We start from the raw sequence: 13,823 nt of genomic DNA on the forward strand, positions 1-13,823 counted from the left end.
TCCGCGTTACGGAGGGCAAGAGGCCCGTCAGCGACGCTGTAAGCACTAAAAACGTGCTTATAGTGAAGGAAAAAGAGAGAATGGTTGGTATGATGAGCTGTAAAGCTGTTTTTCCGTGTTACAGAAGGCAAGAGGCCCGTCAGCGACGCTGTAAGCACGAAAAACGTGCTACAGCGAGGGAAAAAGAGTGAACTGGTGGTGGACTAGCAGAGCGTGAGGAGGCATCATCCATTCTTAGAAATTTTCGTACATGTTGCTGTAGATGTACGGTTATGAGTTTAAGTTAGCATCATCCATTCCTAGAGATATTCGTAAATGTCTGCTTGCAGACGTACGTAATTTGCCGTTAAGTTAGCATCATCCTCTCCTATAAGTATGAATCAACGGTTCCTGTTGTAACGTTGATGAGCCTAGCTGCACATCACCCTCTCCAAGGCGTATTCCTTAATCTTTTGTAGCTCAGTAGCTCATTAGTTCCTTATTTCCTTAGCTATTTTCTAACTTCTTTGAACTTCCTTCAATGCATACACGATGGTACTTTTTTGACCTCCAACTATAAAGGAGAGAAGTCCCTCCAAAGCCAAGCGTTTCAGCCAGTCTGAAGCGATGCGAATATTTACATTACATTCGGCTGCTACTTCACGAAGTTTTACTTTGCCGTTGCGTCGCTTAGCTAGATGAATGACAAGTTGTTTTCTTTGCTCCCATAAGTCATTATCATTATTTTCAATGGATGAGCGATTTGAAGCATTTATTACAGGAGAAACGCTCTTTTTGCATTTAAATAGATAAACTTGATGTTGTTGTTTTTCATTCCAAGGTTCTTGTGCTTTAATTTCTTTTCCAGCTTTCTGCTCGTGTTCTTTACTATGCAGCATATGATTTCGGGATTTTAGCACAGCTCGGCCATCACTTTTTCCTACGGCTCTTATTTTTTTCAACCAACCTCTCGTTTTACGACGCATGGTATAGACACACTCCTTTGTATAGGTACGAAAAAAAGCACACCCGAACCGCAGATTTAACCTGCAGAATCGAGTGTGCTTCACTCCGATACGTGTATTACATATATTTACATTATATGAGGATAACTAAGAATATGCAACATATATTTAACAAATGTTTACTTTTTAGGTCGAATTATGTTTGGTCTTCCCCACAATCCACAAAAAAGCCAGCACTTGCTTAACGACCAAGCACCAGCTTAGTTACTTGATTAAAATTTACGTTTGCCCGGTCCATCCGTCGATTGGGTGTCTGGCCACTCCTCTTGTGAGCGGCGGGTGCGGTAAAAGTACCAGCTATCATTCAGCAATCGGATTTGTCTGCGGTTCTTATTCTGGAAGGCCCGCATTAATTGATTACAGAGCCATTGCGGCATCATGCCCATCCCCTTCTTCGCATATGTACTTCTAGCATATGAGGTCTGGGCTGATTGGGTGCAGGTCCTTTTTAAATGAGAAGTAGATGTTGGAAAGTTTATGCTTCCCATTCCTCTTCGTACCATTGTTCCAGCTGCGCTTGGAGTGCGCGGATTTCCGTTAATAAAGAGATAAGGGGATATGCTTTCTCTTGAACGCCGGCAAAGGTTTGCTCCAGGCGATTGATATACGCTAATCCTTGCGTTATGACATGTGCGGCTCCAACCAATTCCAGATTGTCACATTCGGCAATCACATGTGGGAGTTGTGGAACAACGTCAGCGGTCAATTTTTCCAATTCTTTGTGCAATCGAAGATGAAGTGCTGTCAATTGGTACGAGTAGGAGGCGGGCATTTCAACGAATTCTAATTGCTGTTCGAGTTTAAGAATGGCATATCTCATTTGCGGCATATGTATGGTCATATCCTTTCTTTTGAAAGCTGACGTTTCTTCTTTTCTACTTGACAGTATAGCCGTACGTAGGGTACAAATTCAAGTGAGAACTTGTCAAAGGAGCGTTGGGGAAATGGATGATCAGGACCTGCAGCAATGGGTGGAGCAGATCTCTCTGGCCTCATTTGGCAGACCATTTGTACATCAAGCGCGTTTTAACCGACGATTAAGATCAACGGGTGGGCGTTATTTTACCAAATCCCATGATATAGATATAAGCTGGACACAGTGGGAAACGTTTGGACGAGATGAAATTGAGAAAATCATTAAGCACGAACTTTGCCATTATCACTTGCACATTCTTAAGCGTGGCTACCAGCATCGAGATTTGGATTTCAAAACATTATTAGCGCAGGTAGGTGGTTCTCGTTACTGCCGAGCATTGCCGCGACCTTCCAAAAATCAACCTTACAAATATCGGCTGGAGTGCGTGAATTGCAAGACAGAATACTATCGCAAGCGTAAAATGGATGTCCGTAAATATGCTTGCGGCAAATGCAAGGGAAAACTAAAATCGTATAAGCTTGACTTAACAACGTCTTCATAATAAAATAATACTTGTTCATTCCCTGATAGCTCAGTTGGTAGAGCACTCGACTGTTAATCGAGTTGTCACAGGTTCGAGTCCTGTTCGGGGAGCCATATCTTTGGAGAGATACCCAAGTGGCTATAAGGGGACCCTCTGCTAAGGGGTTAGACTGCGTAAGCGGTGCGAGGGTTCGAATCCCTCTCTCTCCGTATATCACATAGCTGGAAATAAGCTCAGAGGCTGCATGCCTTTGGGCTTATTTTTATGTGGGAACTAAACTGATTTTAACAGTTATTAAAAGGTTGTCCGTTAGGCATGTAGGAACGATATTATTTTACGAATAAGCCAGAACCGGTGTTGGACAGTCCGTTAAGATTATACCTTGCAGCTACAGAGGAACAGCTTGCCATGATGCAGAACATTGCAGCTGCCTCTGAGCAGTTGAAAGCCGTCGTGGATACGTTGAATCATTCCGTTTCTTTTTTTAAAATTGCTTAGTCTATGATGAGAAAAAGGCACTCTTGTGATTTGCGATCACGGTGGAGTGCCTTCTTTTGCATTTAGAACCATCGTTTACGTTTAAAGAAAACCCACATCAAAGCACTAACGAGGAGCATTAAAATCCATACATAAATGTAGCCAAAGCTCCAATCCAATTCAGGTATATTTTTGAAATTCATTCCGTACAAACCTACAATAAAAGTCAAAGGAAGAAAAATCGTGCTGAAAACCGTTAAGGTTGTCATAATTTCATTCATACGGTCGGATTTCATACTCATCTGAAGCTCCAGTAAACCAGTTAATGATTCACGGAAAATGTCTAAAGAATCTACCGCCCGAGATATGTGATCCATGATATCTATAAAATATACTTCATCTTCAGGTCTTGAGTAAGGAAAACTGTGATGGGTAATCGCGGCTAGCGAAATTCGTTCTTCTACGATAATCCGCCGGAGTTGATGCATGGTTCGTTTAAGTTCGAAAATATCCTGTGCAATCCGAATCGATGGATTCAGATAAACATCCTGCTCCATACGATCGAGACGATCGTCGAAATGATCAACGACCACGGAGTAGTCATCGACGCAACGGTCAAGTAAGAAATGAAGAATAGCCCCAGGATGGCTCATTCTCTGCTCGACCTCTAGGCAAGAGCGATAGAGCTGATCCATGAAGGGGAGCTTCGTTTTGTGAATCGTAATCACATAGTTAGCACCTATAACAATTCCGATCTCCTGTGGCTCCAATTGTTCGGAAATAGCGAAAAACGTCAAAAAGATATGATTCGGATAAGTATCCATCTTTGGACGTTGGTTCAGCTTGATAGCATCCTCGATAAGAAGTGGGTGGCACTTGAACAGATCGCCAAGGACATGTTTGATTTCATCCGTTGGGGCATTCTCCAGCCTAACCCAAGCAACCTCATCCTGTTTAGGAAAACGAACTTTTTCCTCATGAACACTGCCTTGCTTTGTTTGATATATCAACATGGAAGGGCGGGCACCTCTTATAATAGAAATTACTTAGAGCATACCATAGTTATGTGTATGCATTCCATATTTTGTGCTTGTCAACTTTCACGTAATCCCTTATAATAACTATTGTCGTCCAAACGGGCTGGAATGTTCAGTGGCGATTATGGCCCGTTGGTCAAGCGGTTAAGACACCTCCCTTTCACGGAGGTTACAGGGGTTCGAATCCCCTACGGGTCATCTTATTTTTCATACGCGGTCGTGGTGGAACGGCAGACACACCATCTTGAGGGGTGGCGCTCACAAGGCGTGAGGGTTCAAATCCCTCCGACCGCATCCCAGCTAGGTTTTGCAGGTTTTATAAGGTTTAAATTAGATAGTGTGTGTAACTACACATGTTTCTGATTCATGAGATCACTTTCTTTTCAGAACATTAAAATTCTGATGAGGGAGTGTTTTTTTGTTGTTAAAATTTGCTATTCAAGAGTTTAAAGAGGATCGAGAGTACAAAAATCTGTCTCCGCGGACGATTGAATCGTATTTAATGACGTTGAAGGAGTTTCAAACGTATTGTGTGAAGCAGGAGATTATCAGTGTCGAGGATGTTACGCAAGCGGTTATCAAGTCGTATTTGCTTTATTGTCACAAGGAAAGGGACAATAACCCCACAACAAGAAATTCAAAGTTGCACTCCATCAAGATATTTTTCAACTATTTAGAGGACATTGAAGTTATCGCATCCAAGCAAAACCCGATTAAAAGACTTGCCTATGTAAAAGAAGATATTCAGATTGAAGCATTCAACGACTCTCATATTAACCAGATGCTTAATTACTATCGGAGAATTAAACAACGGCAACGCACCTTCACGCTTGCAGGGACTATACGATTATCATTACGTTGTTGGGTACTGGCGTGCGGCTAGGGGAGCATATTAACCTCAAATGGAACGATGTTGATATAAGATCGGTAACGGTAACGGTGTACGGCAAAAAGCGTGAACAGTCTTCCATCCCTTTGACTGAAAAATTAGTAAAGGAGCTTGCCCAATATCAGGTATTATGCAAGCAAAATTTCGGTGAGTTATCTGAATTCGTGTTTGTTAGTGACAGGAAGAATGGACAGTTGCAAGTTGATTCAATAAAATCCATCTTCAAAAGACTAAAAGAGGCAATGGCATTCAAAGATGTGCGTGTGTCCTGTCACACATTTCGTCATACATTCGCCCATCGGATGTTAATAAATGGATTCGATGTATTTACTTTACAAAAAAATGTTTCGACATAGCCAGATTACCATTACTCAGCTACCTTTCCATATGGGGAACTGTCTTGCGCGAACAAAACCAAAAGTTTAATCTGCTTAATCATTTGGATTTGTAGGGAGGGGGTGAGCATATGGTGAATGAAATTTTAGACAATGCCATCTCACTTAGTCGCTTGTTATGGACACTGGATGATGCAATCGTTTAACAAACTCCTATCCATCTCACAAGCTCATTTAAGACTTGTAAAGGAACATTCCTATTCTTCATCTTCTGAACGCCGGAAGGCGATTATAGCCGAAATAGAAGCCCTCAGAGCCGAAAGGGATTTGCTACTGGAGGGAACGACATGAAACCAACCAAAGGCATAATTAGTATCGAAATCATCCAAATATTCCTTGAAGGCGCTGAGGAACGCTTAAAGTTTAAGCTCCAGCTTCGAACGATACTTTCTGTATGGCATGGCAGCAGCTTATAGGGATTTAATTCAAAATCACGAGAAAGCTCACAAGGAAATGGAATTAAAAGAGTAATGAAAAAAGCGAACAGTGCCAACTCCACCGTTCGCTTTATTATTTGAGCATATGGTTACTTTAGGCATATCACACTCATAGAACGGCTTTCCCGCAAACTCATTCAGCAAGGTGTATGCACGTTGCAAATCATCGTTAGCAGTCTGTATCCAAACAGCAATGACCTTCCTTTTCATTCGCTCATGATCGTCATAACGAAACCAAGCAAAAAGCCTTTGCTATGCCGAGTAAATTGAGGCAACTCATTACGAGATTTCATGATACTGTTTGCAGCTATCTTCCGCATATCTTTCAATAACTTAGAGTGCTTACGCATTCGTCTTCCTCCTCAAAACTTAGAAAGGGCTTGCATCATTATTCATGCAAGCCCTTTTCATTTTAACGGAACAGCTTTTTCAATAATTCGTCCAGCGTGGGGGTATCTCTCAGGTCAACAGCATCACCATCAAACTTCAACAAACCTTTCGATGCGGCTGCTTTTGCCAAATCGTGCAACGCATCCTTATCAAAAGCTGATTTGCCGACAAATTCATCGATACTCAATCTGGAACGTTTGGAGTGATAATTTTCATTACGAATGAAGACGAAGAGCGCAGTACCAAACACTGGCCATTTTCCCTTGATCTCCGAAATCGCAGACCAACCACCTTCAAGATATTCTATAAATCGTTCCAAATCGTTATTGCTTTCATGAAGATTAATTAACGCTGGCGAAGAAGGAAGTTCTTTCTTTTTCCCGCCTGAGAAAAATATCAACCACAAAAGTCCTCCAAGAAACAAATAGCCTACGAACATAAGCAAAACCTTCCGATTGTTTTCGATACTCAAGCACAGCGACAAACATTTCAGGCGATTCGCCTCCTTTTTCGAATCTACAACCAGATATCTACGACTCCTCGCCGATCGCGTTTTCAGACAAAATAGAGACAAAATGTCTGAATTTTTTCCTGTAGACTACTTCTCTTAAAAAGAGAACCGGGATGCGAAGAAGAGTGTATGGAAAAGTTTAATAAACCAAACTTTAATGGACAATTTTATGCACTGTTTTGCAGATGTATGAAATTTGCAAGGCTAAAATGCAAAGTAAAAGGACAAGCATCACAATAAAGTGACAACTCATCCTTCGCGGGTAAGGTTATATATAAGAACGAAATCACATCTTGGTCTTGTGATCGCTCCCCAAAACCAAACGTACCATCTTCTTCTCTTGACCATTTGATAATCAGGATAGGATTACATATTTTTGAAGTAATCAACTCTATCAGGCATCTTGTTGTGAAAACTGCTCCATATCAATCGAGAACTTCCATATTTTTCGATAAAAACTAGTGGTTATCAATTTCACTTAAAGTGATGTCATAGATGTGAACAGAATTATCGTTTGTATGAAGAGGGTCACTAAAACCTATTATTGCTCCTTCTGGCATTTCAAAATTTCCAGTCTTAATAATAAGACGATCAACCCCCGTTACGTCTAGCTCAATTGTTTTTGGAGCTTCTCCACGAGTCAATCTATTAGAGTAAAACAGACGTTTTCCATTAGATATTTCAACCTTCAAGAAGTCATACTTATAGTTATCATCTACAGCAAGCTTAGCAATGAAAGTCACATATCTGCTTTTCAAAGAAAAATCCGTTTCGACCCCCAGTGCACCTGATAAATCGTTAATAGATGGTTGATATGTTGAATGGTCTACCTCAAACGGCTTTAATTCCTTACGGAAACCAATTTTATAGCTTTTATTTGTTGGTTCCACATCTTTTAAAGAAACGATTCGCCCTTCCGTTACTGGAACAATATCACTGTTCGGATTTTCGTATTTTTCTAGGTTTTTCGGAGCGGCTTTAAGTATGTCTAATTTATTCAAGATATTCTTAATAAAAGCAAGCGATTCTGCACGAGTCAGAGAATCATTTTGTCTATACCCTACGATGCTTCTTTCAGTCTTACCATTAGATAATCCAGCATCAAGCAAATAGTGAATCGAATCCATTAAATTCAAGTTCTTCCCTGCTGCATTCGTTAGTAATTTAGCAATTTGCCCACGATCAACCACTTTTTGGGAATCCCCAATAATCCTCCAGTTATGTTCCTCGGCGTATTTCAAATAATATGTATCCCATGCATCATTATTCGAAGGAGTTTCTATTTTGGCTTTATACGCTTTAAGCAACATAGCAAGAAATTCAGATTGCTTAACAGGTATATCGGGCTTAAACGTGCCGTCTGGATACCCATCAACTATCTTGTTATCTACGCCCCATAGAATAGCATCAAAACCCCAATATGTTGCTGTAACATCGGTAAAATTAACTAGATTAACTTTAGCTGTTTGTGGTTTTAAATTGCTTTCATTTGCCCCTGCTGATACTGGTAGGACTAATAATAGCACCAACGACAAGCCCGCAGCGATCATTTCTTTTCTCATTATGAAATTACCTCCTCCATTTATTTAGATATTATATTTGTGGCAAGTGACGGGTCTGAATGATTATTATTTTTCAATCATTAATCGACATATTGAATATTGGAAATCTGAAAAGTAGCGAAAGACGATAGTGCAACCATTTGATTCTTTTCATTCGGTAATTGACAAGCATTTAATATTTCAATTATTTGTACATAAGTTTGGTCTAGGTATGTCTTGAATCTCACTTTCCAATCGCTGTCATGGATAAACTCTTGTGTGCTTATTTGGAATAAAGGGGTGTATTGATGGTGAATTTCTATGGTTGAGGCTGGAACTGATTCATAATAGAAAACCCATCCCTGCTTTGCATTTAGACCTATGGGATCAGTAGCAAAGTCTGTAAGATGCACCGTGACCATCTCTGTTTTAAAATCGGTAAAACATTTTAATTTGGCATATCCATTCACCGTAAAGTTTCCATCGCGTGTACATATGTGGATATCCATTCCAAGTAATATTTTGAAAGTATCAATTAAAATCATCAAAAGAAAACATTGACTCTTCCTCCTATTAGGTTACTGGGTAAAATATCGGTTTGTTAGGCTAACGTTGTTATTCCGTTTTAGTGAAAGCTGGTGATCGGTTAAAATAGAAAAAATTCTCGTTTTCGTCGGTAGTAATTCGTATTTGATTATTTCTAATTTCGAGGTGTGCGGGAATTTCCTTATCAGGATACATTTCTGTGATAATAATAATATTTGCTGTATTGTCCGGTTGTATTTCAAATGCTTTTGACTCCCAATTATAAGGGCTAGCTGAATGGTTTTTTGGAAAACCTTTTTCGTCATAAAAAACTCGTGAATTAAATAAATCGCCTCGTGAAAGTTTTAATGTATTTCCACTAACAGCGTCAATCCGAAAGGAATTTTCAATCCTCTCATCCCATCCTTTTTTATCCGCATCGATTTCCAAGGAGAGTCCCCAATTTCCAATTAATGTTGCAGTGTCAGAAGTTTCATTGTTGCAAGTTCTTTGTTTGCCATTAATAGTGACCGTTTGATTTACCTCGTCCCAACCAACGTCGCTTCCCAAGTTTTCTGCAATATAACGGAGTGGAACGTATGTAGTTCCTTCATATATAAATGGCTGTTGTTCCGGCATCTTAGACACATTATTGATTTTCACATCTTTTACATTAAACAATACCTCGATTGTTTTTGATGACGATGCTGCTGCAACCCCTACCGAACCAAAGACTAATGCTCCAGCTATAAAACCCAAAGTAAATCTTAATTGTTTCATAATACTCACTCCTTAATATTTTTTATATAAGTCAATAATGAGTATTATATTACGTGTAATATAATACTCATTATTAAACGTTAAAAAAATTCGTGCAGCGGTTAACATGGGTACAAATGATGTTAGGAGTTGTTTGCCCATTGAAATTAATTGAAGCAAGGAAAAATAGTGGCATCACTCAAGAAAAACTCAGTCGGGAAATCAACGTTACTTTGAAACATTATCAGAACATTGAGCATGGAATAACCGTGCCTTCCGTTACCATTGCTCTGCATATCTGCGAAGTTCTTGAGATAGACCCAAGGGATATTGATGAGTGGAAAGACCGAAGGCAACCTTCATAGGTGGCTTGCGGTCTATATTGTTCTTATAGTCATATCTAAACCTCTATCTACTCACCCCATTTAACCAGTTATTAAAAGAAGCTGTCCAATAGCCCAAGGAATTTTCATGGTCAAAGTTTATTACACCTAAAAGGTCATAATCTGAATCAAGTGAGACTGGAGAATAAGAATTAATTAGATAAACAAGCCTATTAAAGATTTCTTCACGGGTCAATTCACTTGTGTAAACGGCGTATAATCGAGTATTAAAGAAATAGAATGGGAGTTTAAGATCGCTTAAATGTTGATAAATCGTAGTTTCTACTTCATTAACCCTATCAAGATTTTCTCCACCAATCATAATTAGAAAAACCATTTGCAACGACCATCCTTTTTAAGATACTTTAGTAATATAAAAATGATATATGGATTCAATATTTAACTTCTAAGCAGTCGAAAAGCTTCATGGAGAAGCCATTCTTTGTCTTCAGCATATAAATTACTCTGAACTTTAATAAGTCCACTTCTTTTCGCTAACCTGTCCATTTGGTTTTTCATCAATTTAGAGTTGCATAGAACGATAACTTGGGAGCACTGAGGGGTTAACCAACGCTGTAAATCCTCCCATAATCCCATGACCTCAGGCGTAAAGACAATCGGCTGTCCGTTCGCTATCATTAATCGGTTATCCACAAGAAGCTTGACCTTCCCCGAGATAAGAGTTAGACAAGCTTGTTTAAGCTCTGCTGATATTCCTAATACTTCGTCTTGACTTAGGACACCTTTGACTTCCCAATGAAGCATTTGTTCATGATGATTGACGATATACGAAAAGCGTTCCTTAAGCGGTCTACTAAACTCGCTTTTGAGAAATGCCGTATGTAGGGAGAACCTCTCATCATCAAAAAAATAACTAATGTCCACATCGAGTGTATTACAAAGAATCTCAATATTCTTCAATGAAACGTTTCTCTCACCCCGCTCAACACCACCGATGTAAGTTCGATCTAAATTTGAATGGTTGGCGAGCATGTCTTGAGACATGCCTGAGCGTATTCTGAGTTCTTTAAGACGCACGCCAAAATCTTTTAAAATACTCATGTGGTGCAACACTCCGAATGTCGAAATTTGTAAAATCATACCAACCAGGTTAACTATACCATAGCATGAGATAATTTTTCGACGGACTATGAGTATCATTGTTTTTCTTTTTTTGTCCAAAAGCCGCTTTTTGAGGGAAAAATAGTATTGGTGAATTATCGACATATTCACCATTTTTGTATAGCCGTACTATACGCTTATTGATGGTTAAGTACGGCTGTAGTATAAGGGAGTTATCGAACTTCTTGATTTTGGAAGCAGGGATTACCCTTTGATTATTGGGTTGTTATCAAATTGGATGAAAGAGGATGATGAGGAAAACTTTTATTATGGGTGGATTCAAGAGGGGTTAGCGGGATAGTGGGCATGTGGTATAGGTGAAGTATAGCTTAAATATCAATCGTTTGGAGTAGGACGGTGAAGCTATAACCTTTGGTATTCACATAGTGCTGTAACTCTGCTGCGCGGTTTTCTGTCAACGTGATAATGTCCAGCGGCACGGATGAAGAAGTCGCTTTGTCTGGTGGTGGAACGGCAGACACACCATCTTGAGGGGGGGGCCTACACAGGCGTGAGGGTTCAAATCCCTCCGACCGCATCCCAAAAACCTGAAACTCCTTGAAATAAAGGGGGGTTCAGGTTTTTTTGTTCTGATTTTTTATTTGAAGTTGAGAGCGATTGTATGAGATGAGTTTGTTTTTGGTGGAATTGTGGTTTTTCCACATTAAGCCATTTTCTTGGTATAATAGACCTATTTGATGACATATCTTACGATAATTAGCGTCGATTCATGTTGAAAGATTAGATTATTAATCCACTGGGGGACAATTTAATGAGACTATTAAACAAAGCTTTATTACTATCATTGACATTTATTTTTGCGTCACAGTTATTGGTGGCAAAATCATTTGCTGATACAGGAAATCCAATTAAAAAAATAGTTCGTGGACCAAACTCAACTATTGCATTAATGAATGATGGACGACTTTTGATTGAGGGTACAGAGGGGCTAGTTGATACCGAGAATGCTCACTATTTCTTTTTTGAAAATGATAAAGACGCTACTGATTGGAAGGAAGTTACAAGTTCTGATACTGCGGTTTTTGCTATAAAGAAGGATGGAACAATGTGGTCTGCTGGCTCTTTGAATGATGTAGGAAGTCTGGGGACTGGTGATTATAAAACGAGTGAAAATTTTATTCAAATAGGTAAAAACAAAACATGGAAAGCTGTATCCAGTAATTACGGTCATGCTGCCGCGATTGCTGAAGATGGATCATTATGGACTTGGGGTCTTAATAATGCAGGGCAGTTAGGCGATGGGACTTTAACGAACAGAAATATTCCTTCTAAAGTTGGAAATTCAAATGACTGGGAAGAAGTATATGTTGGCAGTTATCATACAATGGCAGTAAAAAGTGATGGAAGTATCTGGGCGTGGGGAGCAACAACAGGAAAAAGATTGAATATTGAAACGGATCAAGAAGATATTAAAAAACCTATGAAAATATTTGACAATCTAACCTACAAGAAAATATCGGTTGGCAATGTGCATACATTAGTTATTAGGGAAGATGGAACACTATGGGGCTGGGGATATAACCATAATGGTCAGCTGGGCATAAATGGTGATGAAGATTTAATATTTAGTAAAATCAGCGATGAGAAATGGAAAGATATATCGGCTTCAGATGATTCGAGTTACATGATTAAGGAGACGGAACATTGTACTCTTTGGGCAAAAATCAAATAAAGATGATCTCTGCTGATACGGATTGGGGTTTACTGGCGCATACCCCCGACAATAGTGGCTATGGAGCAAATATTCTTTATTCCAAAAGTAATGGAAAGCTTTATGAAAAAAATGGGTTTCAACTGTTCAAAGAAAAAGTATCGTTTAACAAGAAGTACATTTTAACGTTGTTAGCGAATCCAACCATATCAAAGGTGTTACTGAACCAAAAAGCGATATCTTTTGAAGCCTATAATATCAGTGGGGAGAATTATTTTAAACTTCGTGATCTGGCTAAGGCTGTTAGTGCAACAGACAAAAAGTTTGAAGTGAGTTGGGATGGTACACATAATGCTATCAATATCACAACGAATAAGGCATATACTCCTGATGGTGGAGAGCTTGTGATTTCTGAACATACAACTACAAAGAAAGCCACACCAAGTGAATCGAAATTATATTTTAACGGTAAAGAAACCCAATTAACTGCTTATGAAATCGATGGAAGTAATTATTATAAATTAAGGGAAATTGCCAAACTTATTAATATTAATGTCACTTGGGATGGTACTTCTAATACGATAGGTATTAATATTGATTCTTATAACGGGCAGTAATAGATGATAACAAAGTGAGGAGAAAAAATGGATAATTCACTGTTGAATTTAGTAATAGGCATTATAGTTGGCGGTATTATTTTCATAGTTATTCTGATCGTCATCTTTTTAATTATCCGTACCTTCTGGCTATGGTATTGGAAGGTCAACCTAACAATTAACAAAATTGATGAAAAGTTTTCGCAAACTCGTGCCTTCAGTCGTGAGTTAGAAAACTTCGGATAGGGCGTGGCTTATGCCACGTTAACTATCCGACACATGTTTAGGTAACTATTACAACAATCCTTTTAGTGTCAAGGTTTCTATAGGAAAATAACACTGACATATGCTATTCTGTAGTCAGAGGTGATTTTATGTCAGAAATTAAGCATGGTCGTGGTTACGTCTATGCCATTCAGTACCACATCGTATGGTGTGTAAAGTACCGACACCAGATTCTTGTAGAAGAATTAGACGTAAGACTAAAAGAAATTCTTATTCAGATTGCATCCGATAACAACTTCACTATATCTGAAATTGAAAGCGACTCCGATCACATCCATCTCTTAGTGGATTGTACACCACAGCATTCAATACCTAGTATGATTAAAGCATTAAAAGGTGTTTCCGCCAGACTTTTGTTTAAAGAGTTTCCTAAGATTAAAAAGAAATTGTGGGGAGGAAA

21 protein-coding genes, 4 tRNA genes and 1 pseudogene are annotated in these 13,823 nt (G+C 39.0%); 14 read left to right on the top strand and 12 right to left on the bottom strand.

Annotated elements, in window-relative coordinates; genetic code table 11:
- The coding region (locus tag FU659_RS36620; RefSeq protein WP_222708698.1) for a hypothetical protein at positions 1–191 on the top strand (191 nt) is incomplete at its 5' end.
- Between the two features lie 306 nt (positions 192–497).
- Here FU659_RS36620 and FU659_RS32290 read toward each other — a convergent pair.
- From FU659_RS32290 to FU659_RS32300, 3 genes are all read right to left on the bottom strand, one after another.
- Positions 498–965, bottom strand: coding sequence for a hypothetical protein (locus tag FU659_RS32290; RefSeq protein WP_147951316.1), 468 nt, complete (start codon positions 963–965; stop codon positions 498–500).
- A 251-nt stretch (positions 966–1,216) separates the two neighbouring features.
- Entirely contained in the window at positions 1,217–1,381 is a 165-nt protein-coding gene (cmpA, locus tag FU659_RS32295; RefSeq protein ID WP_090818813.1) for a cortex morphogenetic protein CmpA, read from the bottom strand.
- A gap of 98 nt (positions 1,382–1,479) precedes the next feature.
- Positions 1,480–1,833 carry a hydrolase/acyltransferase gene (locus FU659_RS32300; RefSeq protein WP_147951317.1) on the bottom strand — a complete coding sequence of 118 codons (354 nt, stop codon included), beginning with the start codon at positions 1,831–1,833 and terminating at the stop codon, positions 1,480–1,482.
- Positions 1,834–1,948: 115 nt separating this feature from the next.
- On the opposite strand from FU659_RS32300, the gene FU659_RS32305 reads away from it, so the two are divergent.
- The 4 genes from FU659_RS32305 to FU659_RS36015 all read left to right on the top strand — a co-directional run bounded on the left by FU659_RS32305 (position 1,949) and on the right by FU659_RS36015 (position 2,902).
- Positions 1,949–2,422 (top strand): SprT family protein, encoded by a 474-nt coding sequence (locus tag FU659_RS32305; protein WP_147951318.1) that lies wholly within the window; start codon positions 1,949–1,951, stop codon positions 2,420–2,422.
- A gap of 19 nt (positions 2,423–2,441) precedes the next feature.
- Positions 2,442–2,517: transfer RNA gene (locus FU659_RS32310), tRNA-Asn, on the top strand.
- A 7-nt stretch (positions 2,518–2,524) separates the two neighbouring features.
- A tRNA-Ser gene (locus FU659_RS32315) sits at positions 2,525–2,613 on the top strand.
- Positions 2,614–2,761: 148 nt separating this feature from the next.
- Complete coding sequence (locus FU659_RS36015) at positions 2,762–2,902, top strand: hypothetical protein (protein ID WP_187274542.1); 141 nt, start codon at positions 2,762–2,764, stop codon at positions 2,900–2,902.
- Between the two features lie 62 nt (positions 2,903–2,964).
- On the opposite strand, the gene corA is transcribed toward FU659_RS36015, so the two are convergent.
- Complete coding sequence (gene corA / locus FU659_RS32320) at positions 2,965–3,894, bottom strand: magnesium/cobalt transporter CorA (protein ID WP_147951319.1); 930 nt, start codon at positions 3,892–3,894, stop codon at positions 2,965–2,967.
- A 150-nt stretch (positions 3,895–4,044) separates the two neighbouring features.
- Here corA and FU659_RS32325 point away from each other — a divergent pair.
- The 4 genes and pseudogenes from FU659_RS32325 to FU659_RS37900 all read left to right on the top strand — a co-directional run bounded on the left by FU659_RS32325 (position 4,045) and on the right by FU659_RS37900 (position 5,618).
- A tRNA-Glu gene (locus tag FU659_RS32325) sits at positions 4,045–4,116 on the top strand.
- Positions 4,117–4,131: 15 nt separating this feature from the next.
- Positions 4,132–4,212 (top strand) — tRNA-OTHER (locus tag FU659_RS32330).
- A 124-nt stretch (positions 4,213–4,336) separates the two neighbouring features.
- Positions 4,337–5,258 (top strand): annotated as a pseudogene (locus tag FU659_RS39120) (tyrosine-type recombinase/integrase).
- Positions 5,259–5,489: 231 nt separating this feature from the next.
- Entirely contained in the window at positions 5,490–5,618 is a 129-nt protein-coding gene (locus FU659_RS37900; RefSeq protein ID WP_261808199.1) for a hypothetical protein, read from the top strand.
- Between the two features lie 227 nt (positions 5,619–5,845).
- Here FU659_RS37900 and FU659_RS36020 read toward each other — a convergent pair whose 3' ends face one another.
- The 5 genes from FU659_RS36020 to FU659_RS32355 form a co-directional block, all read right to left on the bottom strand.
- Positions 5,846–5,989 (bottom strand): hypothetical protein, encoded by a 144-nt coding sequence (locus FU659_RS36020; protein ID WP_187274543.1) that lies wholly within the window; start codon positions 5,987–5,989, stop codon positions 5,846–5,848.
- A 62-nt stretch (positions 5,990–6,051) separates the two neighbouring features.
- The gene (locus FU659_RS32340; protein WP_187274544.1) at positions 6,052–6,501 is read right to left on the bottom strand and encodes a hypothetical protein; all 450 of its coding nucleotides are present in this window, start codon (positions 6,499–6,501) and stop codon (positions 6,052–6,054) included.
- Positions 6,502–6,998: 497 nt separating this feature from the next.
- Positions 6,999–8,102, bottom strand: a complete 1,104-nt coding sequence (locus tag FU659_RS32345) for an S-layer homology domain-containing protein (RefSeq protein ID WP_147951321.1) — start codon at positions 8,100–8,102, stop codon at positions 6,999–7,001.
- A gap of 80 nt (positions 8,103–8,182) precedes the next feature.
- The gene (locus tag FU659_RS32350) at positions 8,183–8,626 is read right to left on the bottom strand and encodes a hypothetical protein (RefSeq protein ID WP_187274545.1); all 444 of its coding nucleotides are present in this window, start codon (positions 8,624–8,626) and stop codon (positions 8,183–8,185) included.
- A gap of 70 nt (positions 8,627–8,696) precedes the next feature.
- Positions 8,697–9,386, bottom strand: a complete 690-nt coding sequence (locus FU659_RS32355; protein WP_147951323.1) for a copper amine oxidase N-terminal domain-containing protein — start codon at positions 9,384–9,386, stop codon at positions 8,697–8,699.
- 140 nt (positions 9,387–9,526) lie between these two features.
- Between FU659_RS32355 and FU659_RS32360 the strand changes: the two genes are divergently transcribed.
- Positions 9,527–9,730, top strand: a complete 204-nt coding sequence (locus tag FU659_RS32360) for a helix-turn-helix transcriptional regulator (protein ID WP_147951324.1) — start codon at positions 9,527–9,529, stop codon at positions 9,728–9,730.
- 43 nt (positions 9,731–9,773) lie between these two features.
- On the opposite strand, the gene FU659_RS32365 is transcribed toward FU659_RS32360, so the two are convergent.
- The 3 genes from FU659_RS32365 to FU659_RS36625 all read right to left on the bottom strand — a co-directional run bounded on the left by FU659_RS32365 (position 9,774) and on the right by FU659_RS36625 (position 11,352).
- Positions 9,774–10,070: a hypothetical protein gene (locus FU659_RS32365; protein ID WP_187274546.1), complete on the bottom strand. Its 297-nt coding sequence runs from the start codon at positions 10,068–10,070 to the stop codon at positions 9,774–9,776.
- Positions 10,071–10,147: 77 nt separating this feature from the next.
- Positions 10,148–10,810 carry a helix-turn-helix domain-containing protein gene (locus FU659_RS32370; protein ID WP_147951326.1) on the bottom strand — a complete coding sequence of 221 codons (663 nt, stop codon included), beginning with the start codon at positions 10,808–10,810 and terminating at the stop codon, positions 10,148–10,150.
- A 389-nt stretch (positions 10,811–11,199) separates the two neighbouring features.
- On the bottom strand, positions 11,200–11,352 hold the full coding sequence (locus FU659_RS36625; protein ID WP_222708699.1) for a hypothetical protein: 153 nt from the start codon (positions 11,350–11,352) through the stop codon (positions 11,200–11,202).
- A 290-nt stretch (positions 11,353–11,642) separates the two neighbouring features.
- On the opposite strand from FU659_RS36625, the gene FU659_RS32375 reads away from it, so the two are divergent.
- The 4 genes from FU659_RS32375 to tnpA all read left to right on the top strand — a co-directional run.
- Positions 11,643–12,563 (top strand): RCC1-like domain-containing protein, encoded by a 921-nt coding sequence (locus tag FU659_RS32375; RefSeq protein WP_147951327.1) that lies wholly within the window; start codon positions 11,643–11,645, stop codon positions 12,561–12,563.
- Positions 12,545–13,159: a stalk domain-containing protein gene (locus FU659_RS32380; RefSeq protein WP_222708700.1), complete on the top strand. Its 615-nt coding sequence runs from the start codon at positions 12,545–12,547 to the stop codon at positions 13,157–13,159. The genes FU659_RS32375 and FU659_RS32380 overlap by 19 nt, the downstream gene beginning before the upstream one ends.
- Positions 13,160–13,186: 27 nt before the next feature.
- Positions 13,187–13,384 (top strand): hypothetical protein, encoded by a 198-nt coding sequence (locus FU659_RS32385; protein ID WP_147951328.1) that lies wholly within the window; start codon positions 13,187–13,189, stop codon positions 13,382–13,384.
- A gap of 128 nt (positions 13,385–13,512) precedes the next feature.
- Positions 13,513–13,823, top strand: a 311-nt coding sequence (tnpA, locus tag FU659_RS32390; protein ID WP_147948393.1) for an IS200/IS605 family transposase, incomplete at its 3' end; no start/stop codon positions are given.

The organism is Paenibacillus sp. N3.4, from assembly GCF_008017805.1.
Classification (GTDB): domain Bacteria; phylum Bacillota; class Bacilli; order Paenibacillales; family NBRC-103111; genus Paenibacillus_E.

Excerpts from the sequence above, each read along its gene's own strand:
- FU659_RS32290 (WP_147951316.1), bottom strand. The coding sequence starts at position 965 with ATGCGTCGTAAAACGAGAGGTTGGTTGAAAAAAATAAGAGCCGTAGGA.
- cmpA (WP_090818813.1), bottom strand. The coding sequence starts at position 1,381 with ATGCCGCAATGGCTCTGTAATCAATTAATGCGGGCCTTCCAGAATAAG.
- FU659_RS32300 (WP_147951317.1), bottom strand. The coding sequence starts at position 1,833 with ATGCCGCAAATGAGATATGCCATTCTTAAACTCGAACAGCAATTAGAA.
- FU659_RS32305 (WP_147951318.1), top strand. The coding sequence starts at position 1,949 with ATGGATGATCAGGACCTGCAGCAATGGGTGGAGCAGATCTCTCTGGCC.
- corA (WP_147951319.1), bottom strand. The coding sequence starts at position 3,894 with ATGTTGATATATCAAACAAAGCAAGGCAGTGTTCATGAGGAAAAAGTT.
- FU659_RS37900 (WP_261808199.1), top strand. The coding sequence starts at position 5,490 with ATGAAACCAACCAAAGGCATAATTAGTATCGAAATCATCCAAATATTC.
- FU659_RS36020 (WP_187274543.1), bottom strand. The coding sequence starts at position 5,989 with ATGCGTAAGCACTCTAAGTTATTGAAAGATATGCGGAAGATAGCTGCA.
- FU659_RS32345 (WP_147951321.1), bottom strand. The coding sequence starts at position 8,102 with ATGAGAAAAGAAATGATCGCTGCGGGCTTGTCGTTGGTGCTATTATTA.
- FU659_RS32350 (WP_187274545.1), bottom strand. The coding sequence starts at position 8,626 with ATGATTTTAATTGATACTTTCAAAATATTACTTGGAATGGATATCCAC.
- FU659_RS32355 (WP_147951323.1), bottom strand. The coding sequence starts at position 9,386 with ATGAAACAATTAAGATTTACTTTGGGTTTTATAGCTGGAGCATTAGTC.
- FU659_RS32365 (WP_187274546.1), bottom strand. The coding sequence starts at position 10,070 with ATGATTGGTGGAGAAAATCTTGATAGGGTTAATGAAGTAGAAACTACG.
- FU659_RS32370 (WP_147951326.1), bottom strand. The coding sequence starts at position 10,810 with ATGAGTATTTTAAAAGATTTTGGCGTGCGTCTTAAAGAACTCAGAATA.
- FU659_RS32375 (WP_147951327.1), top strand. The coding sequence starts at position 11,643 with ATGAGACTATTAAACAAAGCTTTATTACTATCATTGACATTTATTTTT.
- FU659_RS32385 (WP_147951328.1), top strand. The coding sequence starts at position 13,187 with ATGGATAATTCACTGTTGAATTTAGTAATAGGCATTATAGTTGGCGGT.